The organism is Xanthomonas sp. WHRI 6108, assembly GCF_040202385.2.
Taxonomy (GTDB): Bacteria; Pseudomonadota; Gammaproteobacteria; order Xanthomonadales; family Xanthomonadaceae; genus Xanthomonas; species Xanthomonas arboricola.
Window position 1 is genome coordinate 2424450 of the sequence record NZ_CP168198.1, and the last position, 18998, is coordinate 2443447.

The 18998-nt window shown below is 61.8% G+C and carries 12 protein-coding genes and 2 pseudogenes; 3 read left to right on the top strand and 11 right to left on the bottom strand.

Annotated elements, in window-relative coordinates:
- Positions 1-56: 56 nt before the first annotated feature.
- From ABQ039_RS10135 to ABQ039_RS10180, 10 genes and pseudogenes are all read right to left on the bottom strand, one after another.
- Positions 57-1757, bottom strand: coding sequence for a cyclic peptide export ABC transporter (locus ABQ039_RS10135; RefSeq protein ID WP_184609495.1), 1701 nt, complete (start codon positions 1755-1757; stop codon positions 57-59).
- A gap of 3 nt (positions 1758-1760) precedes the next feature.
- Positions 1761-4244 (bottom strand): penicillin acylase family protein, encoded by a 2484-nt coding sequence (locus tag ABQ039_RS10140; protein ID WP_184609493.1) that lies wholly within the window; start codon positions 4242-4244, stop codon positions 1761-1763.
- 450 nt (positions 4245-4694) lie between these two features.
- Positions 4695-7859 (bottom strand): efflux RND transporter permease subunit, encoded by a 3165-nt coding sequence (locus tag ABQ039_RS10145; protein ID WP_102256596.1) that lies wholly within the window; start codon positions 7857-7859, stop codon positions 4695-4697.
- Between the two features lie 58 nt (positions 7860-7917).
- Positions 7918-11139 (bottom strand): efflux RND transporter permease subunit, encoded by a 3222-nt coding sequence (locus ABQ039_RS10150; protein ID WP_349777784.1) that lies wholly within the window; start codon positions 11137-11139, stop codon positions 7918-7920.
- Positions 11140-11161: 22 nt separating this feature from the next.
- Entirely contained in the window at positions 11162-11506 is a 345-nt protein-coding gene (locus ABQ039_RS10155; RefSeq protein WP_184609488.1) for a hypothetical protein, read from the bottom strand.
- Positions 11507-11749: 243 nt separating this feature from the next.
- Complete coding sequence (locus ABQ039_RS10160) at positions 11750-12106, bottom strand: 4'-phosphopantetheinyl transferase (protein WP_260297275.1); 357 nt, start codon at positions 12104-12106, stop codon at positions 11750-11752.
- Between the two features lie 84 nt (positions 12107-12190).
- Positions 12191-12511 (bottom strand): annotated as a pseudogene (locus ABQ039_RS10165) (hypothetical protein); the annotation flags it as partial.
- A 435-nt stretch (positions 12512-12946) separates the two neighbouring features.
- A pseudogene (locus tag ABQ039_RS10170) lies at positions 12947-13093 on the bottom strand (SDR family oxidoreductase); the annotation flags it as partial.
- A 142-nt stretch (positions 13094-13235) separates the two neighbouring features.
- On the bottom strand, positions 13236-15041 hold the full coding sequence (locus tag ABQ039_RS10175; RefSeq protein WP_184609484.1) for a transmembrane repetitive protein: 1806 nt from the start codon (positions 15039-15041) through the stop codon (positions 13236-13238).
- Positions 15042-15054: 13 nt separating this feature from the next.
- Positions 15055-15654, bottom strand: a complete 600-nt coding sequence (locus ABQ039_RS10180; protein WP_024938663.1) for an NfuA family Fe-S biogenesis protein — start codon at positions 15652-15654, stop codon at positions 15055-15057.
- A gap of 89 nt (positions 15655-15743) precedes the next feature.
- On the opposite strand from ABQ039_RS10180, the gene ABQ039_RS10185 reads away from it, so the two are divergent.
- The 3 genes from ABQ039_RS10185 (at position 15744) to zupT (ending at position 17609) form a co-directional block, all read left to right on the top strand.
- Positions 15744-16100, top strand: coding sequence for a 4a-hydroxytetrahydrobiopterin dehydratase (locus ABQ039_RS10185; protein WP_184609482.1), 357 nt, complete (start codon positions 15744-15746; stop codon positions 16098-16100).
- Positions 16097-16519, top strand: coding sequence for an energy transducer TonB (locus tag ABQ039_RS10190; RefSeq protein WP_184378186.1), 423 nt, complete (start codon positions 16097-16099; stop codon positions 16517-16519). The genes ABQ039_RS10185 and ABQ039_RS10190 overlap by 4 nt, the downstream gene beginning before the upstream one ends.
- Before the next feature lie 271 nt (positions 16520-16790).
- Entirely contained in the window at positions 16791-17609 is an 819-nt protein-coding gene (gene zupT / locus ABQ039_RS10195) for a zinc transporter ZupT (protein WP_016904561.1), read from the top strand.
- 120 nt (positions 17610-17729) lie between these two features.
- Here the strand turns inward: zupT and ABQ039_RS10200 are convergent, their stop codons facing one another.
- Positions 17730-18716: an RluA family pseudouridine synthase gene (locus ABQ039_RS10200; protein ID WP_046342788.1), complete on the bottom strand. Its 987-nt coding sequence runs from the start codon at positions 18714-18716 to the stop codon at positions 17730-17732.
- Between the last annotated feature and the right edge of the window lie 282 nt (positions 18717-18998).

Below are 18998 nucleotides of genomic sequence, written 5' to 3' on the forward strand. Positions count from 1 at the left end.
TACCCGAGTCGCCCTATTGAACGTTGGCTCCGGCCGCAAACGGGAGCGGCTACATTTCAGTTCTCAGTCTCAGCCACCAGCGGATCTGATGTCCGTACATCCGGGCTGCCAATCATCATGCCGTCCCCCATCACCACGACTCGATCTGCACCGGTGAAGTAGCGATCGTCGTGCGAAATCACAACCACTGCCTTGCCGCGCGTCTTTAGTGATTGCAGAATCTTGCCATAGAACACCTGCTTGAAAGTCGGATCCTGGTCCGCTGCCCACTCGTCGAACACATACAGCGACGCATCCTCCAGAAAACCCACAAGTAATGCCAAACGCCGGCGCTGTCCATCAGAAAGAGAGAGCGTACTGAAACGACCCTCCGCAAACCGGACCTTGCCAGACAGGCCCAACAACTCAAGGTACTGCTCGATCTCAACCTTTGCGGCATCGCCATCAATTCCCAGCGGACGGTCGAACAGATAATAGTCTGAATAGATGGCGCAGATTCCATTGCGGAATCCGCTGACAGTATCAGCATCGACAACAACGTCGTCAAACAGCACCTCGCCAGAGGCGGCGCGGTAGTGCAAGCTCAACAGTTTGGCCAGCGTCGATTTTCCCGACCCATTACCGCCGACAATAAACACGATCTCGCCACGGTTGATTTCCAAGTCGATCGGGCCGATATGGAACCCAGGCTCTTCGCCCCGCCCCGGATACCGATAAACCACCTGCCGCAGCCGCAGGTGCTGCCAGTCCCGGCGAGGTGCGCTTCCTTCTGCGGCGTCCTCGCGGGCAAGTTGCCCGAACAGCTCGTGGATCTTGCGTTGAGCGACCCTTGCCATGCTCAGCTGCGGCACGAAATTAAGCAAGGCAGCGACCGGGGCAGTAACGTACAGAAGGGCCATGATCACACCGGCCAGCGTGCCACTCCCGATAGCGTGATAATTGACGAATACGAATGCAATTGCGCCAATCACAAACAGCACGATCAGGTTGCCGTAATTCTGCGCCACGGCCATGACGCTCATGCCGGTCTTGGCGCTATTTCGAACCAGCCGTTCGTTCACTGCAAGCACATTCGCTGCATAGTCCTGACGTTTTGCGTGACTGAGCTTGAGTTCCTTGGCGCCGTGTACGAGACCCCGGATGCCTTCGTGGAGATGGTCAAGATGACCGCGTGCACGGACGAGATAACGGCGCGCAATCAACATCGGCAGCTGGTAGGTCAGCACACCCAGTGCGATGCAGCTGAGCACAAACCAGAACACGCTGGGGCTGAGAAACAGCAGGAAGCCAAGCACACCGGCCAATGTCACCGCGTTCGTCAACAGATCCGGCAGCAAGCGCGCGCCGGCGACAATGACCGGCACATCGGCAGTGATCGATGCCACTAGCCTGGCGAGGCCGACTCGCTCCAACTCGGCGATCGGCGCCTGCGAGATGCTTGTATACATGCTATTGCGCAAGTCAGTAGTCACATCCAGCGCTACGCGGGAGAGGATCACTTGCGACGCGGTGCGCGCGACCAAAATGAACACGCAATTGGCCACGAACAAGGCAGCAAATCGGTAATGCGACACCTGCCAACCGAAGAGCCTGACAGTTTCCGGCTCGGTCGTGGAAAATGCCGCCGGACCTTGATCGAGCACGGTCATCACCAACGGAATGACCATTGTGTATGCCATCCCGGCCAAGGTACCCAACACCATTGCGATGAACACCTTGTTGGGTGCACGCCGGGAAAATGAAGACAGGATGCTCATCGATCAATGCCCCGCCTTTTTTGCAGACTGCGCGGGTTCGAGCCAGAGTCGGCGGCGATCATCGCTCGTAGCGGTCATCGGGAGGTAGCGCACATCGCGAAACCCCTCGACCATGTCGTCGTAATGTGGGCTCATCGCGTTGGAGGACTGCCCGGTAGAATTCATTTGCAAGTGTGTAACAGCGGCAGGCGACAGCGAGAAGATCTGGCGGAAACCAGCACCAAACGTCTGCTCGTACCGACCGCTATCGCCCAAGGTGTAGTCGGCAACGTTGAGCGTATCGGGTGAACCACCGTTGGATATTCTCCGCTCGAACCAGACCTTGGCTACATTGACCGCACTAAAGGGCACGTGGCGATAGACCGTTTCATGGACGTCTCCCCATGCCCAGCCATCACTACTATCGCCGGCCATCTTGCGCAACTCACTGAGCGCGTCGTCGAGTGCGGCGCCGGTGACATCAGCGCAGGGTACCGGCTTGCTGTCCTCCAGGTCGCGGCACCACTGGCCCGACTGTCCAGACAACATCGCGGCAACGGTATCTGGATCGATTCCGTCGATCATTCCCTGCAGCACGCGACTCTGCCGTGCACGGTTCCAATACCCCTGGAATGCGGCGCCGACCAGACGGCGCTTGAGCTGACGCAGCCAAGCATTGAATAGAGTAGCCGCGTGGCTGTCTCGATCCATGCGCCCGTTCCAGTCGCGTAGCGTGTCGTGGGCCCACCGCTGCGCTCTATCGCCCGGCGGATAATTCAACAGAGCCTTGGAAAGCCGCACTGCGGAGGCGCTGTATTGATCGGCCTGCATGCGCTGCATCAACGCCACATCGACCGGTTTACCGGCGGAAACAGCACCAGTGATCATCTCTTCAATTCGCCTCTTTCGAGTCGGCGGCGCCCAGTCGTTGGAAATCAGCCAGCGATAAGAGGGAGGCGTAGGATCATCATTGGCCGAGGCCACGAAGCCTGACGGCGGATCGTAGACATGTGGCATCTCCTCATACGGGATGCGACCAGTCCAAACGTATTCATCGTTCCATCCAGGTGCCGGCGCGCCGCCATCACCTGCCGCGCGTACCGGAATACGTCCTGCCGCCAGATGGCCGACATGACCGGCGCGGTCCGCATACACCATGTTCAAGGCGGGTGCGACCAAATACGCGAGCGATTTGTCGAACTCGCTCCAATCCTGTGCATAGCCGATCCGGTAGAAGGCTTCGTAAGAAGTATCGTCCTTGTCCAGAGCGGTCCAGCGCAGAGAGGCTGGCTGCTCAAACACCTGGAACATATCGTTGATGATCGGGCCGTGCCGCGTGGAACGTACGCTGATTCGCAGTGGTTTGATCGGAGCGTGCAGAAACGAAGGGAAACTCTCCCGAACCTTGATAAGCTCCTCACGTTGCAGGAACGGTACCCACTTCCCATTGGCGAGATAACGCGACGCATCGTCGGGCTTGGCTTGTTCCAGATAGATGTCCTGGCTATCTGCCATCAGGTTGGTGCCTCCCCACGCAATGCTGGCATTGCGTCCGAATACCACGACGGGCAAGCCGACCAATGTTGCGCCGGAAACATCGAGGTGATCGCCTTTGAGTGCGGCCATATACCAAAGCGATGGCATCTGCAAACCCAGATGCGGATCGTTGGCAAGCAGCGCCGAACCATTACCCGTCAGACGAGACGACACCGCCCATGCATTGCTGCCGACATAATGCCCCCCAAGTCCGGTGTTTTGTTCCAGCTTTGAGAAGAACTCGAGCATTTGCACGCAGCCCTCCACTGTCATTGGGTCGAACGCAGAGCTCGATGCGAGATCCGGCTTGTTTGCGATGCGCATCGGATCGTCGGCGGCGTCAGGGAACAGTGTCTGCAAGCGCTCGGTATCGAGCAGTTGGGCTGCGAGCATACGGTCGATTTCTCGACGGTAGTTGCCCCCCAAATCAAGCGCGAACACCTTTGACCAAGCTAGCGAGTCATAAACGGTCCAGGGGTCAGGCCGAATTCCCAGCGCAACGAACTCCACAGGAAGGGCCGTGCGTGCGTCGAGCCATGCGTTGATGCCGTCGGCATAGGCCTGCAAAGAATCGCGTGCCTCCGGGCTCAGCGCATCCCAGGCCTCGTGCGCCGAACGCATCAGTCCGAGCGTGCGAAACCAGATGTCCTGTTGCACTGCATCCTTGCCGAGCAACTCGCTCAAGCGGCCCTGCGCCATCCGCCGCTGCAGTTCCAACTGCCACATGCGGTCCTGCGCATGCAGATAGCCCACGGCGAAATAGGCGTCGCGATCACTGCGCGCTACCACGTTGGGCACTCCGTAACCGTCACGCTCAACGCTGACGGGGGCACGCAATCCTTCTACTTCAAGACGGCCCTGCTCGTTTGGAAGGCTTTCATGCAGGCGCCACCATCCGGCGGACACCGCGACTACAAGCGGACCTACGACAAAAAACAGGATACGAGAAAGCAGTGGGTGCTTTTTGAGCATCGAACATCCTGTCCTGTCTTAGCAAGGAAACGGTGAACTGGTGTAGATCGCTGCTAACGCCAACGCACGCGCGGCCCAGACCTAGAGGACCTTACATGGTGCGCTAGAAGCGTCCCCACTCGCTTCTTCATGCACGTGCGAAACCCCTGACAAGATCCTCAAAAAAAAAGAGGACGTCAAGCGTTTCACGCGTAGTTCCGAATACTGACTGGCCCGCGATCACTCGAAGTATGAATTGTTAGAAATCGCCTAGGAGCACGGGCCTGAATTGGCAGTCTGTCACGGCTATGCCTCGTTCGGAGGTCCCGCGCACGACGATGCAAGGACCTCTTCCGTTCCGTTATTCAGAACACAGCACCCTCCGCTGAACGCGTGTGATGCTCAATTCCGGACAGCATTGGAGATCATTCAGAGGACTTGATCGGCCCATTCCGTACCAGAAATGGTGTATCAGACACCCTCACCACTGGCCGCGATCCGGCTACGGCGTAACTTGCGCAGGCGTTCACGTACGCGTACGCGTTTGTGCAGCGCACGATCATGCAGCCACAGATAGATCGCAGGGGTACTAAGTAGTGTTAGCAATTGCGACACGATTAGCCCCCCGAGGATGGCGATACCCAAGGGGCGACGCATCTCTGAGCCAACACCAAACCCGATTACCAGGGGCAGCGCGGCTCCCATGGCCGCGAGCGTCGTCATCGTAATCGGACGAAAGCGCACCAGGGCGGCCTCCGTGATCGCAGCCACCGGATCGAGTCCGCGCTCGCGCTCGGCGACTAATGCGAAGTCGACCATCATGATGGCGTTCTTTTTGACAATGCCGATGAGCATGAGTACCGCAATCACGGACATCAGGGTCAGTTGGGTCTGCGTCACGAGCATTGCCAGAAATGCTCCCATGCCTGCCGCAGGAAGTGTCGACAGAATTACGAGTGGATGGAAGAGACTGTTGTAGAGCACGCCCAACAGCACATACATGAGAACGATCACCGCAATCAACATGGTCGCGGCACCCACGACCGCTTCCATCAACTTTTGATTGGTGCCCGCGTAGTCGTCCTGGACGCCGGGGGGAAGGGGCGTCTTGGCGATCAGCTCGTCGACAACACGAATTCCTTCGATCTGGCTGACTCCAGGGGCCACGTTGTAGCTGATGCTCGATGACTCCAACTGGTTGTAATGCATGACACTGGAGGGGGTAATCGCGGGCTTGATCGTCGCGACCGCCGATAACGGAACCATTTGCCCGGTACCTGTGCGCAGGTAGGTTTGCAGCAACTGCTCGGGTCCCGAGGCACGCGCCTGTTCGGAGGTCAGCACGACGCGGTATTGATTGATGTGCGAATAGATCACCGATACCGGCCGCTGACCGAATGCGTTGTAGAGCGCGTCATCGACATCGGCCATCGAAACGCCCATCCTGGCCGCAGCCTGCCTGTCGACAACCACCGACTGCTGTTTGCCGACGCCATCAAAACTTGTTTCCACGGCACGCAGCTGCGGCATGGCCCGTAAGCGCTCGGCCAGCTTCAACGTTGTTTCCTGCAAGCTTACGCCTGCCGAACTGGTGAGCTGAAGCTGATACTGCCCTCCCCCGGAACGGGTATCGCCACCTCCGCCGAAAAACTGCACAGCATTCATGACTACCGCCACCTCCGGCAGGCGTTTATATGTCTCGTTGAGACGGGCGATCACCTCGGCGACGCCAGCGTGTCTTTCACTGATCGGATAAAGCTCGACGTAAAGACTTGCGGAGCGACCTCCGCCTGCATCCAGCCCGCTGCCGTTAAGCACTGCGGTCACCTCGCGAACGGCTGGATCAGCCCGCATGATGGCAGCCACGCCACGCACATCTGCTGAGAAACGATCGGAGGCCACATTAGCGTCGCCGCGGACCATGGCTTGGATCATGCCCAGATCCTCTTCCGGCATGACTCCGCCACCTGCGGTCATCGCGACGGCGGCGCCCAGTACGCCGGTCAAGACAATCAAGCATATCGGCTGCCAGCGCATCAGCCGCCGATGGCGCATTGCCCAGCCCAGCGTTCGTCGATAGACGTTCAGAACGACGTCGTCCATTCTCTGCAGCGCTGCAACCAGGCGTGCGGTTGTCTGGCCACTGGCGGACTCTGCTTTCAGATCCAAGTACTTTCCGCACAACGCGGGCGTCACTGTTAGAGAAACTACCGCGCTTACAATGATGGCCGCTAGCAGGGTGACCGAGAACTCCCGCACCAATGTGACAAAAATGTTGTTGCCAAACACCATCGGCGCAAACACCGCGACGAGCGACAACGTAATTGAAACGATGGTAAACCCGATCTCTCGGGTACCGCTGAGTGAAGCCGCTAGCGGCGAATGCCCGAGCTCCATGTGCCGAACAATGTTTTCAATTACGACGATTGCATCGTCGACCACAAAACCGATCGCAAGCACAAGAGCAATCAGCGACAATGTGTTGAGCGAAAAATCCATGCACCACATCGCGATGAAGGCACCTGCCAGCGACAACGGCACGCTTGCCATCGCGATCAAGGTCGGACCGACCCTACGCAGAAACAACAGCATTACTGTGGCCACCATCAGAATGCTGAGCAGCAGAGTGAACTCAACCTCGTGCAGGCCACTTTTGGTGGTCTGGGTGAGGTCGAAGATCGGATGAACGGCGACATCAGCGGGCATGATGGAGCGCAACCCTGGCAGTGCCGCTCGAATCGCTTCCACGGTCGCCACCGAGTTGGCGTCCGCGCGCTTGCTTATTTGCATCACCACCGTGCGTTGGCCGTTGTACCAGGCCCCCTGAAACGCGTCCTCCTGGCCATCGTAGACACGGGCCACATCGCCCAGCTTGATGGGCGCGCGACCACGCACTGCGATGACAAGTCCGGCAAAGTCCGCCGCGCGCATCAACGCGGATGTGGTGACCAGCAGCAACTGTCGCGGGCCCTGTTCCACCGCGCCCAGCGCCGACGAGGAATTAGCCGCAGCCAGGGCATTCTTGACCTCATTGGCAGTGATGCCCTTGGCCGCTAACGCATGGTTGTCCAGCTCGACGCGCACCGCACGCGGCGATCCGCCCGACAACTGGACTGTTGCCACGCCGTCAACACGCGCGACGGCAGGTTTGGCTAGATTGTCGGCTACGTCATAAAGCTGGTCAGGGGCCAGCGTTGGCGAGGTCAGTGCCACGAGCAGCACAGGCAATTGCGCAGTGTCAAACTTAAAATACTGCGGTGGCGTCGGCATGCCCGCAGGCAGATCGACCAACGAAGTGTTGATCGCCGCCTGCACCTCGCGGGCTGCCGAGTCGGCATTGATACCGAACTCGAACAGAATCTGTATCTGGACAGAGTTCTCGCCTGCGATGCCAACCATTTGCTTGACCCCTGGGATCCGGCCCAGATGGCGCTCCAAGGGGGTCATCACGGTATTGGCCATGGTCTCTGCACTGGCGCCAGACATCTGCGCAGCTACCGCCACCGCGGGGAGATCCAGCGAAGGCAACGCGGCCACACCAAGCAGGAAGTACGACCACAGACCCACCAGCACGAGGCCGACCCCCGCCAAGGAGGCGCCAATCGGGCGGCGGATGATCGGCGCGAACAAATTCATACGCCGGCACCGCGTTCAACGCGTGCGAGGGCTTGCATGCTGCGATGCGCATCCCTCTTCATGCGTGTACCACCGGGGCTTGCGTGCGCTGCTGTCGGCGCCGCCGCAGCCACGCCTGATAGCGCTCCATGTACAAATAGATCACCGGCGTGGTGTACAGGGTTACCAACTGCGACACCAACAGTCCCCCGACGATCGACAGACCCAGGGGACGGCGCAACTCGAAACCGATACCGGTGCCCAGCGCCAGTGGCAACGCACCGAGCAGCGCTGCCAGGGTGGTCATCATGATCGGACGAAAACGCAACAGGCAGCTGCGGCGGATCGCTTCGTGCGGACTGGCGCCGGCACGCTGCGCCTCGATCGCAAAATCGACCATCATGATGCCGTTTTTTTTTACGATGCCGATCAACAACACGATGCCGACAATGCCGTCGACCGACAGGCTCAACCCGCAGACCATCAATGCCAACAATGCGCCGACCCCTGCTGGCGGCAGCGTCGAGATGATGGTGATTGGATGGATATAACTTTCATAGAGAATGCCGAGGACAATATAGATCACCACTAGCGATGCCAGCAGAAGCCAGATGACATCGGTCTGGCTCTGGGTAAACTCGGCCGCCTTGCCGACAAACTGGCCGTGTACCTGAGACGGCCAGGCCAACTGCTTGCGTACCTGTTCTACCGCACTGACCGCATCGGAGAGCGAATGGCCTGGAGCAATATTGAACAAGATCATCGCCGCCGGTAGCTGCTGCTGATGACTGACTACCAGAGGCGTGCTAGTAACTCTCGACTTGACCAGTGACGACAGCGGAATAGTGCCTCCAGCACCCACGGGGATACCGGTATCGCGGTTGCCGATACCGGTGGCCGTGGAGGAATTGCTGGAGGCAAGCTGGCCGAATGCGGTTGCATTGCTGCCGACCAAGGCGCCGGACCCGTTTGAAGCGACTGCAAGTTGCTGCAGCAACGCCTTCTGCGTGCGGAATTCAGGAGCCACCTCCAAGACCACGCGATACTGGTTGATCTCGGTGAAAATCGTCGAAATCTGCCGCTGTCCAAATGCGTTGTAGAGCGTATCGTTGATACTCTGCATCGGCACGCCGAGCAGGCTGGCATTTTCTCGGTCCACGCTCAGCTCTAGCGCGCCTCCCTGATTGGACAAATTATTGTCCACATCGGCGAGCTCAGGACGCGCGCGTAGCGCCTGGGTCATCCGCTCGGCCTCAACGGCCACTTCTTCCGCGTCCATGCCAGACAACGCGTATTGATACTCGGTGGGGGCCACTCGGGTATCAAGGGTGACATCCTGTACCGGCTTGAGATACAGGGCCACGCCCGCAACATCAGTGGTAGAGCGTCGAAGACGCGGCAGGATCTCGTCAAGGCTCTGGCGCTCGCCGCGCTCTTTGAGCACGATTGAGATCCGGCCCTGGTTGAGCGTCGGATTCATGCTTCCTGCTCCAACGAAGGCGGCAACTGCAGCGACGGCCGGGTCGCTTCGCAGTGCCTGGGCTACCGCCAGCGTTCGCTCGCGCATCTGTGCAAAGGCAATGCTCTGATCGGCTTGGACAACGCCCACGATCAGGCCCGTGTCCTGTTCGGGGAGCAGGCCTTTCGGTATCGCCACGTACAGCAACACCGTCAGTACAACCGCCATCCCTGCCGCACCCAGGGTCCACTGTGGATGCGCCAACACCCAATCGAGACTGCGCTCATAGGCTGCGACCATGCGGCTCCATACGCTGGAGCGATTGTCACGGCCGTCGCGCCCACGAGAAGCCTCGCTCTCCGGCAGCCCATCGGGCTTGAGCAGGTAAGCGCACATCATTGGCGTCAGCGTCAGGGACACCACCATCGATAGCACCACCGCAATGCTCAGCACCCAGGCGAACTCGTGGAACAGGCGTCCGGTCACCCCCGGCATCATCAACAAGGGCAAGAACACCGCGACCAGCGACACAGTGAGAGAAAGTACCGTAAAGCCTATCTGACGCGCGCCAATTTCAGCCGCTTCCTGCCCGCTCTTGCCCTGCTCTATGTAGCGCACGATGTTTTCGATCATCACGATTGCATCGTCGACAACAAAGCCGGTTGCCACCACCAATGCCATTAGCGACAAGTTATCCAACGACATGTCGGCAAACGCCATTACCGCAAAGGTGCCAGCCAGCGACAGCGGTACTGCAACTGATGGGATCAACGTTGCCCATAGACGGCGCAAAAAGGCAAAGATCACGGCCACTACCAGCCCAATGGTCAGCAGCAACGTAAACTGTACTTCGTGCACTGATGCGCGAATGGTCTCGGTTCGATCGGAGAATATCTCCAGTTGCACGTCGGCAGGCAGCAGGCTGCGCAATTCGGGGAGCAGATCCCGAATGCGCTCGACGGTCTGCACGATATTGGCGCCAGGCCGCCGGCGCACCTCCAACAACACGGCCTCCCTGCCGTCTGCCCATGCTGCGAGCTGGTCGTTCTCGATGCCGTCGATGACATTGGCAACGTCGGCAAGCCTGACCGGCGCGCCATTTTTGTAGGAGACGATGATCTCGCGGTAATCGGCGGCATCGACCAATTGGTCGTTTGTACTGATGCTGTAGGACTGGGTGGCCCCATTGAGTGAGCCCTTCGGCGCATTGACGTTGGCGCGAGTCAGGGCCGCACGCAGGTCTTCTAGCGTCAGCCCCATGTTGGATAACTGAGCGGGATTGACCTGCACTCGCACCGCCGGCCGCACATTGCCGGCAATCAAAACCAAGCCAACGCCCTTCACCTGCGACAGCCGTTGGGCCAGGATTGAATCAGCGAAGTGACTGATCTCGCGTAGCGGCCGGGTGTCAGAACCCAGTTTCAGTGTGATGATCGCTACGTCAGCCGGATTGACCCGGTTATAGACCGGTTGGTAGGGCAATGAGGACGGCAGCGTGGCTTGGCGGATCGCTGCCTGCACGTCCTGTGCGGCGACATCAATGTCGCGATCCATGGAGAATCGCAGCGTCACCGTGGATAGACCGGCCGATGAATCAGAGGTCATTAGTTCCAATCCGGAGATCTGCCCAAACTGGCGTTCCAACGGAGTGGTTACCAGCGCGGCCATCGTCGTTGCATTGGCGCCGGGGTATTGGGTCGTCACAACCAGACTGGGGACATCAATTTCAGGTAGCGCTGCCACTGGCAACTGGCGATAGCCGAGAAAGCCCAGCATCAGTACGCCCGCCATCAACAGCACCGTGGCGACCGGACGGCGGATAAAGATCGACGAGAAGCTCATGGAAAACTCGTCCGAGGAAGCGTCAATGGCGATTCCGCCGGATTGGGGCACTGCCAGCCCCCTTTTTTGCGGCGGAGGCCGTTGTGGCGACCCTGCGATCGGCGTTGAGCCGGAAGTGACCATCGACAGCGACGCGCTCACCCTCCGTCAGGCACGCGGCGGTCTGAATCTTGGCACTGTCGATCTCGACACCGGCGCGCACCGGCTGGCTGCTCGCCTCAATCGGGATGACTGGAACTGGAGCCCTGCTCTCGCCGGCGGCGTCCGTTGCGTTCTCAGTGCTGCCCTCCCCCGCCACGGCTAGTTTTACCGCAGCCACCACCACCACCGCCACCGACAACAACGCCACCTTGGCCAGCCTGCGCATGTACAACTCCCTACCTTGAGCGAAGATTAGGCAAATCTCACCAGTCAGAGCAATGCACTAAAATCAAACTCGCCCACCGGCTGCAGGACCAGGGACGCAGGACAGTTATTCGACAGCGGGCAGTTGCCTTCGGAATGAGGCCTCGGCCCATGGTGCGATACAGTTATCTACCACACTGTTCATCGTAACCGACCCAGAAGACAGGGTGAAGCCGCCCCCGCAGTCTTTGCGCCTCATGCGCTGCTAGAGCGCAACTGGAGTCTGACGCGCCAGCGCCGCAGCGGACACGTACGCTTCCTGTAGCAGGAAGCGCACTGGTACGACCGTCCCCCGCATCCAGTCCGGGCTCCAATGCTCGCTCAGCTGCAAGCTCAGCTCCTTGTCGTTGGCATCGACCAAGCGCGCAGCGGAAAATTCCATGAAGCGTCTTGTCGATGGGTAAAGCGCCTTGAATAGCGCCTCCTTGGCCGAAAACAGCAGTGTCAGTGCTCGCTCCGGCGGCAGCGCGACCAGAAGTTCCAGCTCTGCCTGGCTTGCAATGAGGCGACAGATTTGCCCGGCCTGATCTGCATTGATCCAATGCTCCACGTCCAGGCCCAAGGCCGTCCCTGGAGCGCGAGCGACAACTGCAGCTGCTGCGATGCCATCTGCGTGACTGATTGAGCCGGTCCATCCGGGCGGCCAGATGGGGAGACGATCGCTTCCCCGCGGGAGCCAACAGCCAGCTTCAGCACCTGCGGCCGCTAGCGCGCGCTCGGCGCAATAACGTCCAGCCAGGTATTCAGTAATCCGCTTGGGACTAACCTGTCGCATGTCGGCCGGAAGACGATCGGCAAACGCTGCAAATGGCATTTCGCCCTCGAAGCCGACAGCATGCCAAAACATCGTGAAGCCTGCGCCTGACCTCAGCAGCGGGCTCAACTCACTTGCTGGGCGGTCGCGGTAGTATGAATGTATTTCCGTCCCCGCGATCGGCTCCGCTCCGACATCAAACGGCGCTGTCATTTTTTGTGAATGCTCTGATGAGATTCTGCTGCCGATTCAAAATTGACTGCTTTCCGGTCGCCATACTACCGATAAATGCTTGGAGCCTTCTAGTCCGCTTGCGTTGCTGATTGCCCGAAGAGATTAAGGCATGAGGCGAGCCATCTCGGCTGACCCAATCAGCGCAACCAGCAGGACGAAGAATCCTCGACACTTGGATGATGCCTACGGCGGCGAGCGCAACCTTGCAAGGTCAGTCATCGATCCAATGCAAGCCCTTCTGTTGTTGCTTTGAATACCATGCAGGACCAGCCGTCATGGCAGATGGCAATCGACGGTGTAGAACGGCCTCACCCAGGTTGCGGCGCCTGATTGGAGCACGTACGCCCAGGAGTGGAGATCGGACATCGGGGAATATTCAATCGACACTGCTTCCGAGCGTTTGCCTCGCCCGGCTCAACTGGCGATGGCAAACACCGAGCCTGAGTCTATGCACACGCCGGCCCCATCGATGAAGCTGGCCCGCTCCGAATACAGGAATACGACCAGCGAGGCCATTTCCTATGACCGACCGAGCCGCCTGAGCACGATCCCTGAGCGCTCATAGAACCATTCGATGTGGGAATCGAACTCGAGGAAGAGCCATGCCTCGTACTGACCAGGGCATAGCTCGACGCGTATGCCAGTCGCGGAGAATGGGCAATAAGGATATTGAAGCGATAGAACTCTGGTGAGCTCATCTCTCTTAAAGAGTACGCTTGCGCATCCCGACATCCTCCTGCAGCTCCCGCTTGAACGGCACATCCGGCGGCGGTCTGGCTGTTGCCGGTTGATCGTTGAGGTTCGGGTCGCTCAGGCCGCAGCCGCCGCCGAACTGCAGCAACGACACCACGCAACTGATCTTGGTGGTCGTGCCCGGGATCGGGATTTCGATCTTCTTCAGGCCGCGCCGCACCCATTCCTGCAGCAGCGACTGGTTCGGCATCCAGTACTTGTCCAGCGAGGTCGGCGTGTAGCCGTACGGCGGACGTTTGAGCCAGGTGCCGCCCTGGGCGATCTGGTCGCGGGTCCAGGTATCGGTTTCGCTGCCCGGCGGTCCGCGATCACCGGCGCCGTTGCCGGCATCGCCGGCTCCGGCGGCGACGTGAACGCTGCCGTCTGCGTTGAACATGCCGTTGCGTGCTCCATTGGCGCCTGTGGTTTCGCCGGCGCGACGATGGTCGGATTTGCTCCAGTCGTCCGCGTTGGCCGCGACATCCCAGCCGCCGCTGCGGTCTGCTGGCGCCGGGCCGGCATTGCTGGTCGCCGGCTTGGCTGAGGATGCGGCTGCCGCCGTGGTGCTGCTGGGTTGCGCCGATCGCGCCGAATTCGCCTGTGCCTGATTGGGCTGCGTGGAGGCCGCCGATGGCTGGGTTGCTGCAGCTACCGACGTCGACGATGTCGGCGCTGGAGTCGCCGGCGTCTGCTGGGATGGCGCGGCCGGTGCCGGCTGGGGCGTCGGGTCCGGCACGCTTGGCAATTCGGCCGTTCGAATGGCCACCTCAGGCATGCGCACCGTCGGTGTGATCTCGCGGCTGCGCACCGATGGCGCAACGACCTGGGGCCGGTCCGGCACGACGACTTCCCGCTCGCGCACCGTCGGTGCGTTGGCAGTGCGCATCGCGACGGTCGCGGCGGGACGCTGCAATTCGCGCAGCTGCGGCTGCTCGGTCACGGTCTGGATATCGCGCTGACGCACCTCGATCTGCGGTGCGGCCGGCGCGACCGGACGCGGCGCCACCGTGATCGTCGGCGGTGGCGGCACGACGAAGTCGTTCGTGGCCACCGGTGTTTCGGTGACCTGTAGCGGCGATTCGATCGTCACCGGCGGCACCGGTACGGTCACGCGTGGCACCTCCGGCGCTATCGGTTCGCTGGCAGCGGCAGCCACCGGTTCCGGCGCGATGTCCTGGGCCTGGGCTGTGCTTGAAGGAGGGTCGACGGACTCGACAGGCGCAGGCGCCAACGGCGCTGCGCTTGGCCTGCCGGTCGCAGCGGATGCACTGGATTGTGACGCCGAAGCCGCATCGCCCGAGGCGGCCTGCGCAGCGTCAGCGGGCTGCCCTTGCCCACCGCCCTGCTCTGCCGCACCGTCGCCGATGAAGGTCATGCGCACCCGTGATTCGTCGCCGGTCTGGGTGTCATCCGGCGCCCAGCGCACCGTGACGACCCAAATGAGCAGTGCGATGAAGCCAAGATGGATCAACAGGCTGCCGAGCAGCGCCAGCCAGTGCTGTGGTCGCTGGTCTTTCGGTCGCGGCTCCCAGTGCTGCCACCACAGGCTGCGAAATGCCTGGAACGGCGACAACAACGCCACGCCAGCACCTGCAGGCGGCGCTGGCCGTGCCAGCAGCACGCCCATCACCTGGTCATCGTCGAACGCAGCCGCCGGCCCGATGCGACTGCTCATCCAGGTTGCCCAGCCGTAAGGCAGGCCGGTGCGCCGATCCAGGATGAGCTTGCCCGGCATGCGCGCGCGCAGTGCCTGCAGCAGATCGGCGGCCGTGGTCACCGGTGGCGGGGAATCAGGCCGCGCTGTCGCGCGGGATATACGGCGCGTCGCCGGTGGCGTGGTCGGTCGCGTCGCGCACCGCAATCACGCCGGGCACGCGCCCCATCAAGGTCTTCTCGATGCCCTGCTTCAAGGTCACATCGGCCATGCCGCAGCCGTGGCAACCGCCGCCGAAGCGCAGCAGCACGACACCCTCTGCCGAGACCTCCTGCACCGCCACGCGGCCGCCATGCGATGCCAGCTGCGGGTTGATCTCGTTCTCCACCACCCAGCGCACACGTTCCACCATCGATGCGGACTCGGCCGGCGCTTCGCCCTTGATCTTGGGCGCCTTGATGGTGAGCTGCTGATTGCCGGTGGACTGGGTGACGTAGTCGATCTCGGCGCCATCCACCCAGGGCACGCTGGCGGCGACGATATATAAGGTGAAGCCGTCGCAGTCGATCGCCCATTCGTCGCCGCTCAGGTCCGCCGGTTCGGCGAACTCCAGCCGGGCGTCGGCGCGCGGGGTGCCCGCATCCACCGCGCTCAGGCGCACGCCCATGCCGGGCACGCCCTCGCGTTCGATGAGCTTGCGGAAATAGGTTTGGGCTTTGTCGGATATCTGGATCATGCGGGTTATTCTACCGCTCAATGCGCCTGCGCTCATGGAACACCGTGATCCTGAGTGAACGCGCTGTCCGCCACCCCTGCGAGACTGTCATGACCGATCTGATTCCCCTGGAACAGGCCCATTGCCTGCCGCGCAAGGGCAGCGACCACAAACTTGGCGAAGCGCGTCTGGCTGAACTGCTGCCGCAGGTGCCGGGCTGGGAGCTGGCCGAACTGGGCACGGCGATCACCCGCACCTTCCGCTTTGCCGACTATTACCGCACGCTGGCCTTCGTCAACGCGCTGGCCTGGATCGCCCACCGCGAAGAGCACCACCCTGACCTGGGCGTGCATTACGACCGCGTGGTGGTGCGCTATTCCACCCACGACGTCGGCGGATTGAGCGAAAACGACTTCATCTGTGCGGCCAAGGCCGCCCAGCTTTACGATCAAGGAGCCACCCCATGACCCTGTCTCGCGCTGCCCTCGCCGGCCTGTTCATTGCCGTCGGCATCAGCGGGTGTGGCAAGTCGTCGCAGCAGCCCGCCGCACCGGCGGTGGCACCGACCGAACTGGCCGCCTTGAAGACCCCGCCGCCGGAATACTCGCCGCAGCTGGCCTGTGCCGGCATCGGCGGCACCGCCGTGCTCCGGGTCGTGGTCGGTGTCGAAGGCACCCCGACCGACGTCTCGGTATCGCAAAGCAGCGGTCAGCCGGTGCTGGACGAAGCCGCGCAAAGCCGCGTGCGCGAATGGAAATTCCGGGCCGCCACGCGCAATGGCCAGGCAGTGCCGCAGACGATCCAGGTACCGGTCGCGTTCAAGCCGCCGGTGCCGCGCCCCGACGAATGCTTCGCCATCGAAGAGCGTGCGCGTCGAGGCGGTTAAGCCGCGTTCGATGTAACACGCGCACAAGCGCGGCCGCGCCGGCGCGCAGCACGCAAGGCTGAGCACGGCGAACGGCCCGCATCAGCTCCAGCTAGCCACGGTGCACGCCTCATGCCAGCGTGCACGCGTCAGGGTTATCGCGCCAGACACCACGCCTTCGTCATCCAGGCATGGCCATCCTGCAGCCGCAGTGTGGTCATGCGCAAAGTGCGCAGCAGCAGTCGCCACGCTCCCCGCCGAGTACGTTCTATTCCACGAGGTCGTGCGTCACATGCTCGAAGTGTCATCCCACAATGTCTGGACCGCGTTTGCGGTCACGCTGGCCGCTGGCCTGGCGACCGGACTCGGCAGCCTGATGGTCGTGTTCTCCAAGAAGCCCAACCCGCGCCTGCTGGCGTTCGGGCTGGCATTTGCCGGCGGTGCGATGGTGTATGTGTCGCTGTCGGAGATTCTCAACAAGTCGATCGCCTCGTTCTCCAACGCCTACAACGACAAGCTCGGCTTCACCTTCGGCACGCTGGCGTTTCTGGCCGGCATGCTGCTGATCATGGTGATCGACCGCCTGGTGCCCAACCCGCACCAGAGTCTGTCCAGCGATGATCCGCTGTTCCGCGACGACAACCGTGCCTATATCCGCCGGGTCGGCTTGATGACCGCCATCGCCATCACCGCGCACAATTTCCCCGAAGGCCTGGCGACCTTCTTCGCCACGCTGGAAAGCCCCGCGGTCGGCATGCCGCTCGCGTTCGCCATCGCGATCCACAACATTCCCGAGGGCATCGCCATTGCGGTGCCGGTGTACTTCGCCACCCGCAACAAGTTCTACGCCTTCGGCGCCAGCCTGCTCAGCGGACTGGCCGAGCCGATCGGCGCCGGCATCGGCTATCTGGCCTTGTCCAGCGTGCTGTCAGAAGCGGTGTTCGGCACGGTCTTCGGCCTGATTTCCGGGGTGATGGTGTTCCTGGCGCTGGACGAATTGTTGCCGGCGGCCAAGCGCTACGCGCAGGGCCACGAGACGGTCTACGGCCTGGTGGCCGGCATGGGCACACTGGCGATCAGCCTGGTGTTGTTCCGCTTCGCCACGCCTTAACGCCCGGCCGAACCGCAGCCGCGGTGCCGGCACGACCATCGGCTCGACCGCCAGGACACATCGGCGAAGCGCTGGCGGCCACGACCGGGACGGATGCGTCGCCGCGGCGCAATGGCGGCCTCAGCGCCCCAGCCGGTCCAATGCCTCGGCCAGTTCCGGCGCCAGCGGCGCGCTCAACACATAGGGCGTCTTGCCGGCATCCAGCGCAAATTCCAGCGAAGCGGCGTGCAGGAATAGGCGCTTCAGGCCGAGCTGGTCGCGCAGGCGCTTGTTGACCTCCGCTTCGCCGTACTTGTCGTCGCCGGCCACCGGGTGCCCCAGGTGCTGGGCGTGCACGCGGATCTGGTGGGTGCGGCCGGTTTCGATACGGACCTCGCAATACGAGTGCCCGCCGCGTCGCTCCAGCAGCTTGAAGTGGCTCAGCGAGGGCTTGCCGATCGCATTGACCTGCACATGCCGCTCGCCGCCCTGGCGCAGCCCGATGTGCAGCGGCGCATCGACCGTCATCACCCCGTCGGGCATGCGGCCGACCAGCAAGGTCAGATAGCGCTTGGTGATGCCGCGCCCTTCGACACGGTCGTCCTCGCGCATCAAGGCCTGCAGCTCGGTCAGCGCCGAACGCTTCTTCGCCACGATCAGCAGGCCGGAGGTATCGCGGTCGAGCCGGTGCACCAGTTCCAGGGTCTGGTTGGGCCGCAGGGCGCGCAGGGTTTCGATGGCGCCGAAGCTGATCCCGCTGCCGCCATGGCTGGCGACCCCGGACGGCTTGTTGAGCGCCAGCAGCCGCGCGTCCTCGAACACGATCGCCGCTTCCAGCCGCGCCAGGAACGATGCCGGTGGCGCCGCCTTGTCGCCCTCCTCGGTCACGCGCACCGGCGGGATCCGCACTTCCTCGCCACCCTCGAGCTTGCGCTCGGCCTTGGCCCGCCCGCCGTTCACGCGCACCTGTCCGCTGCGCACCAGCTTGTAGATCAGGCTGCGTGGCGCGCCCTTGAGCTGGCCGAGCAGGAAATTGTCCAGCCGCTGCCCGGCACGGTCTTCCGGAACTTTGAGAATGCGCACGCCCACACGGTCGGTGGGCGGCTTGGGGGTCTGGGGGTCGGTCATCCGGCTCTTTATTCTGTTACACTCGGCGAGCGAGATAAGGGTTTGATTTCGTTGGAAGTTGATTGGCCAGAAGCCTGCCTTCCGATGATTCCGGCACAGTGCGCGACCACCGCCCCCGGGGCGGCCATGTTAGCGGCTCACCGGCCTGCCCGGCCATCGCCGGCGGTTTTTGACCGTCGCGCTGAACATGTCCCGTGCGCTGCCCCGGTTCGTCCGGACGCGGCTGCCGGCCCTGAAACACCTATAAAACTTAAGACAAGCGCTCCCGCGGCCTGCCGTGGT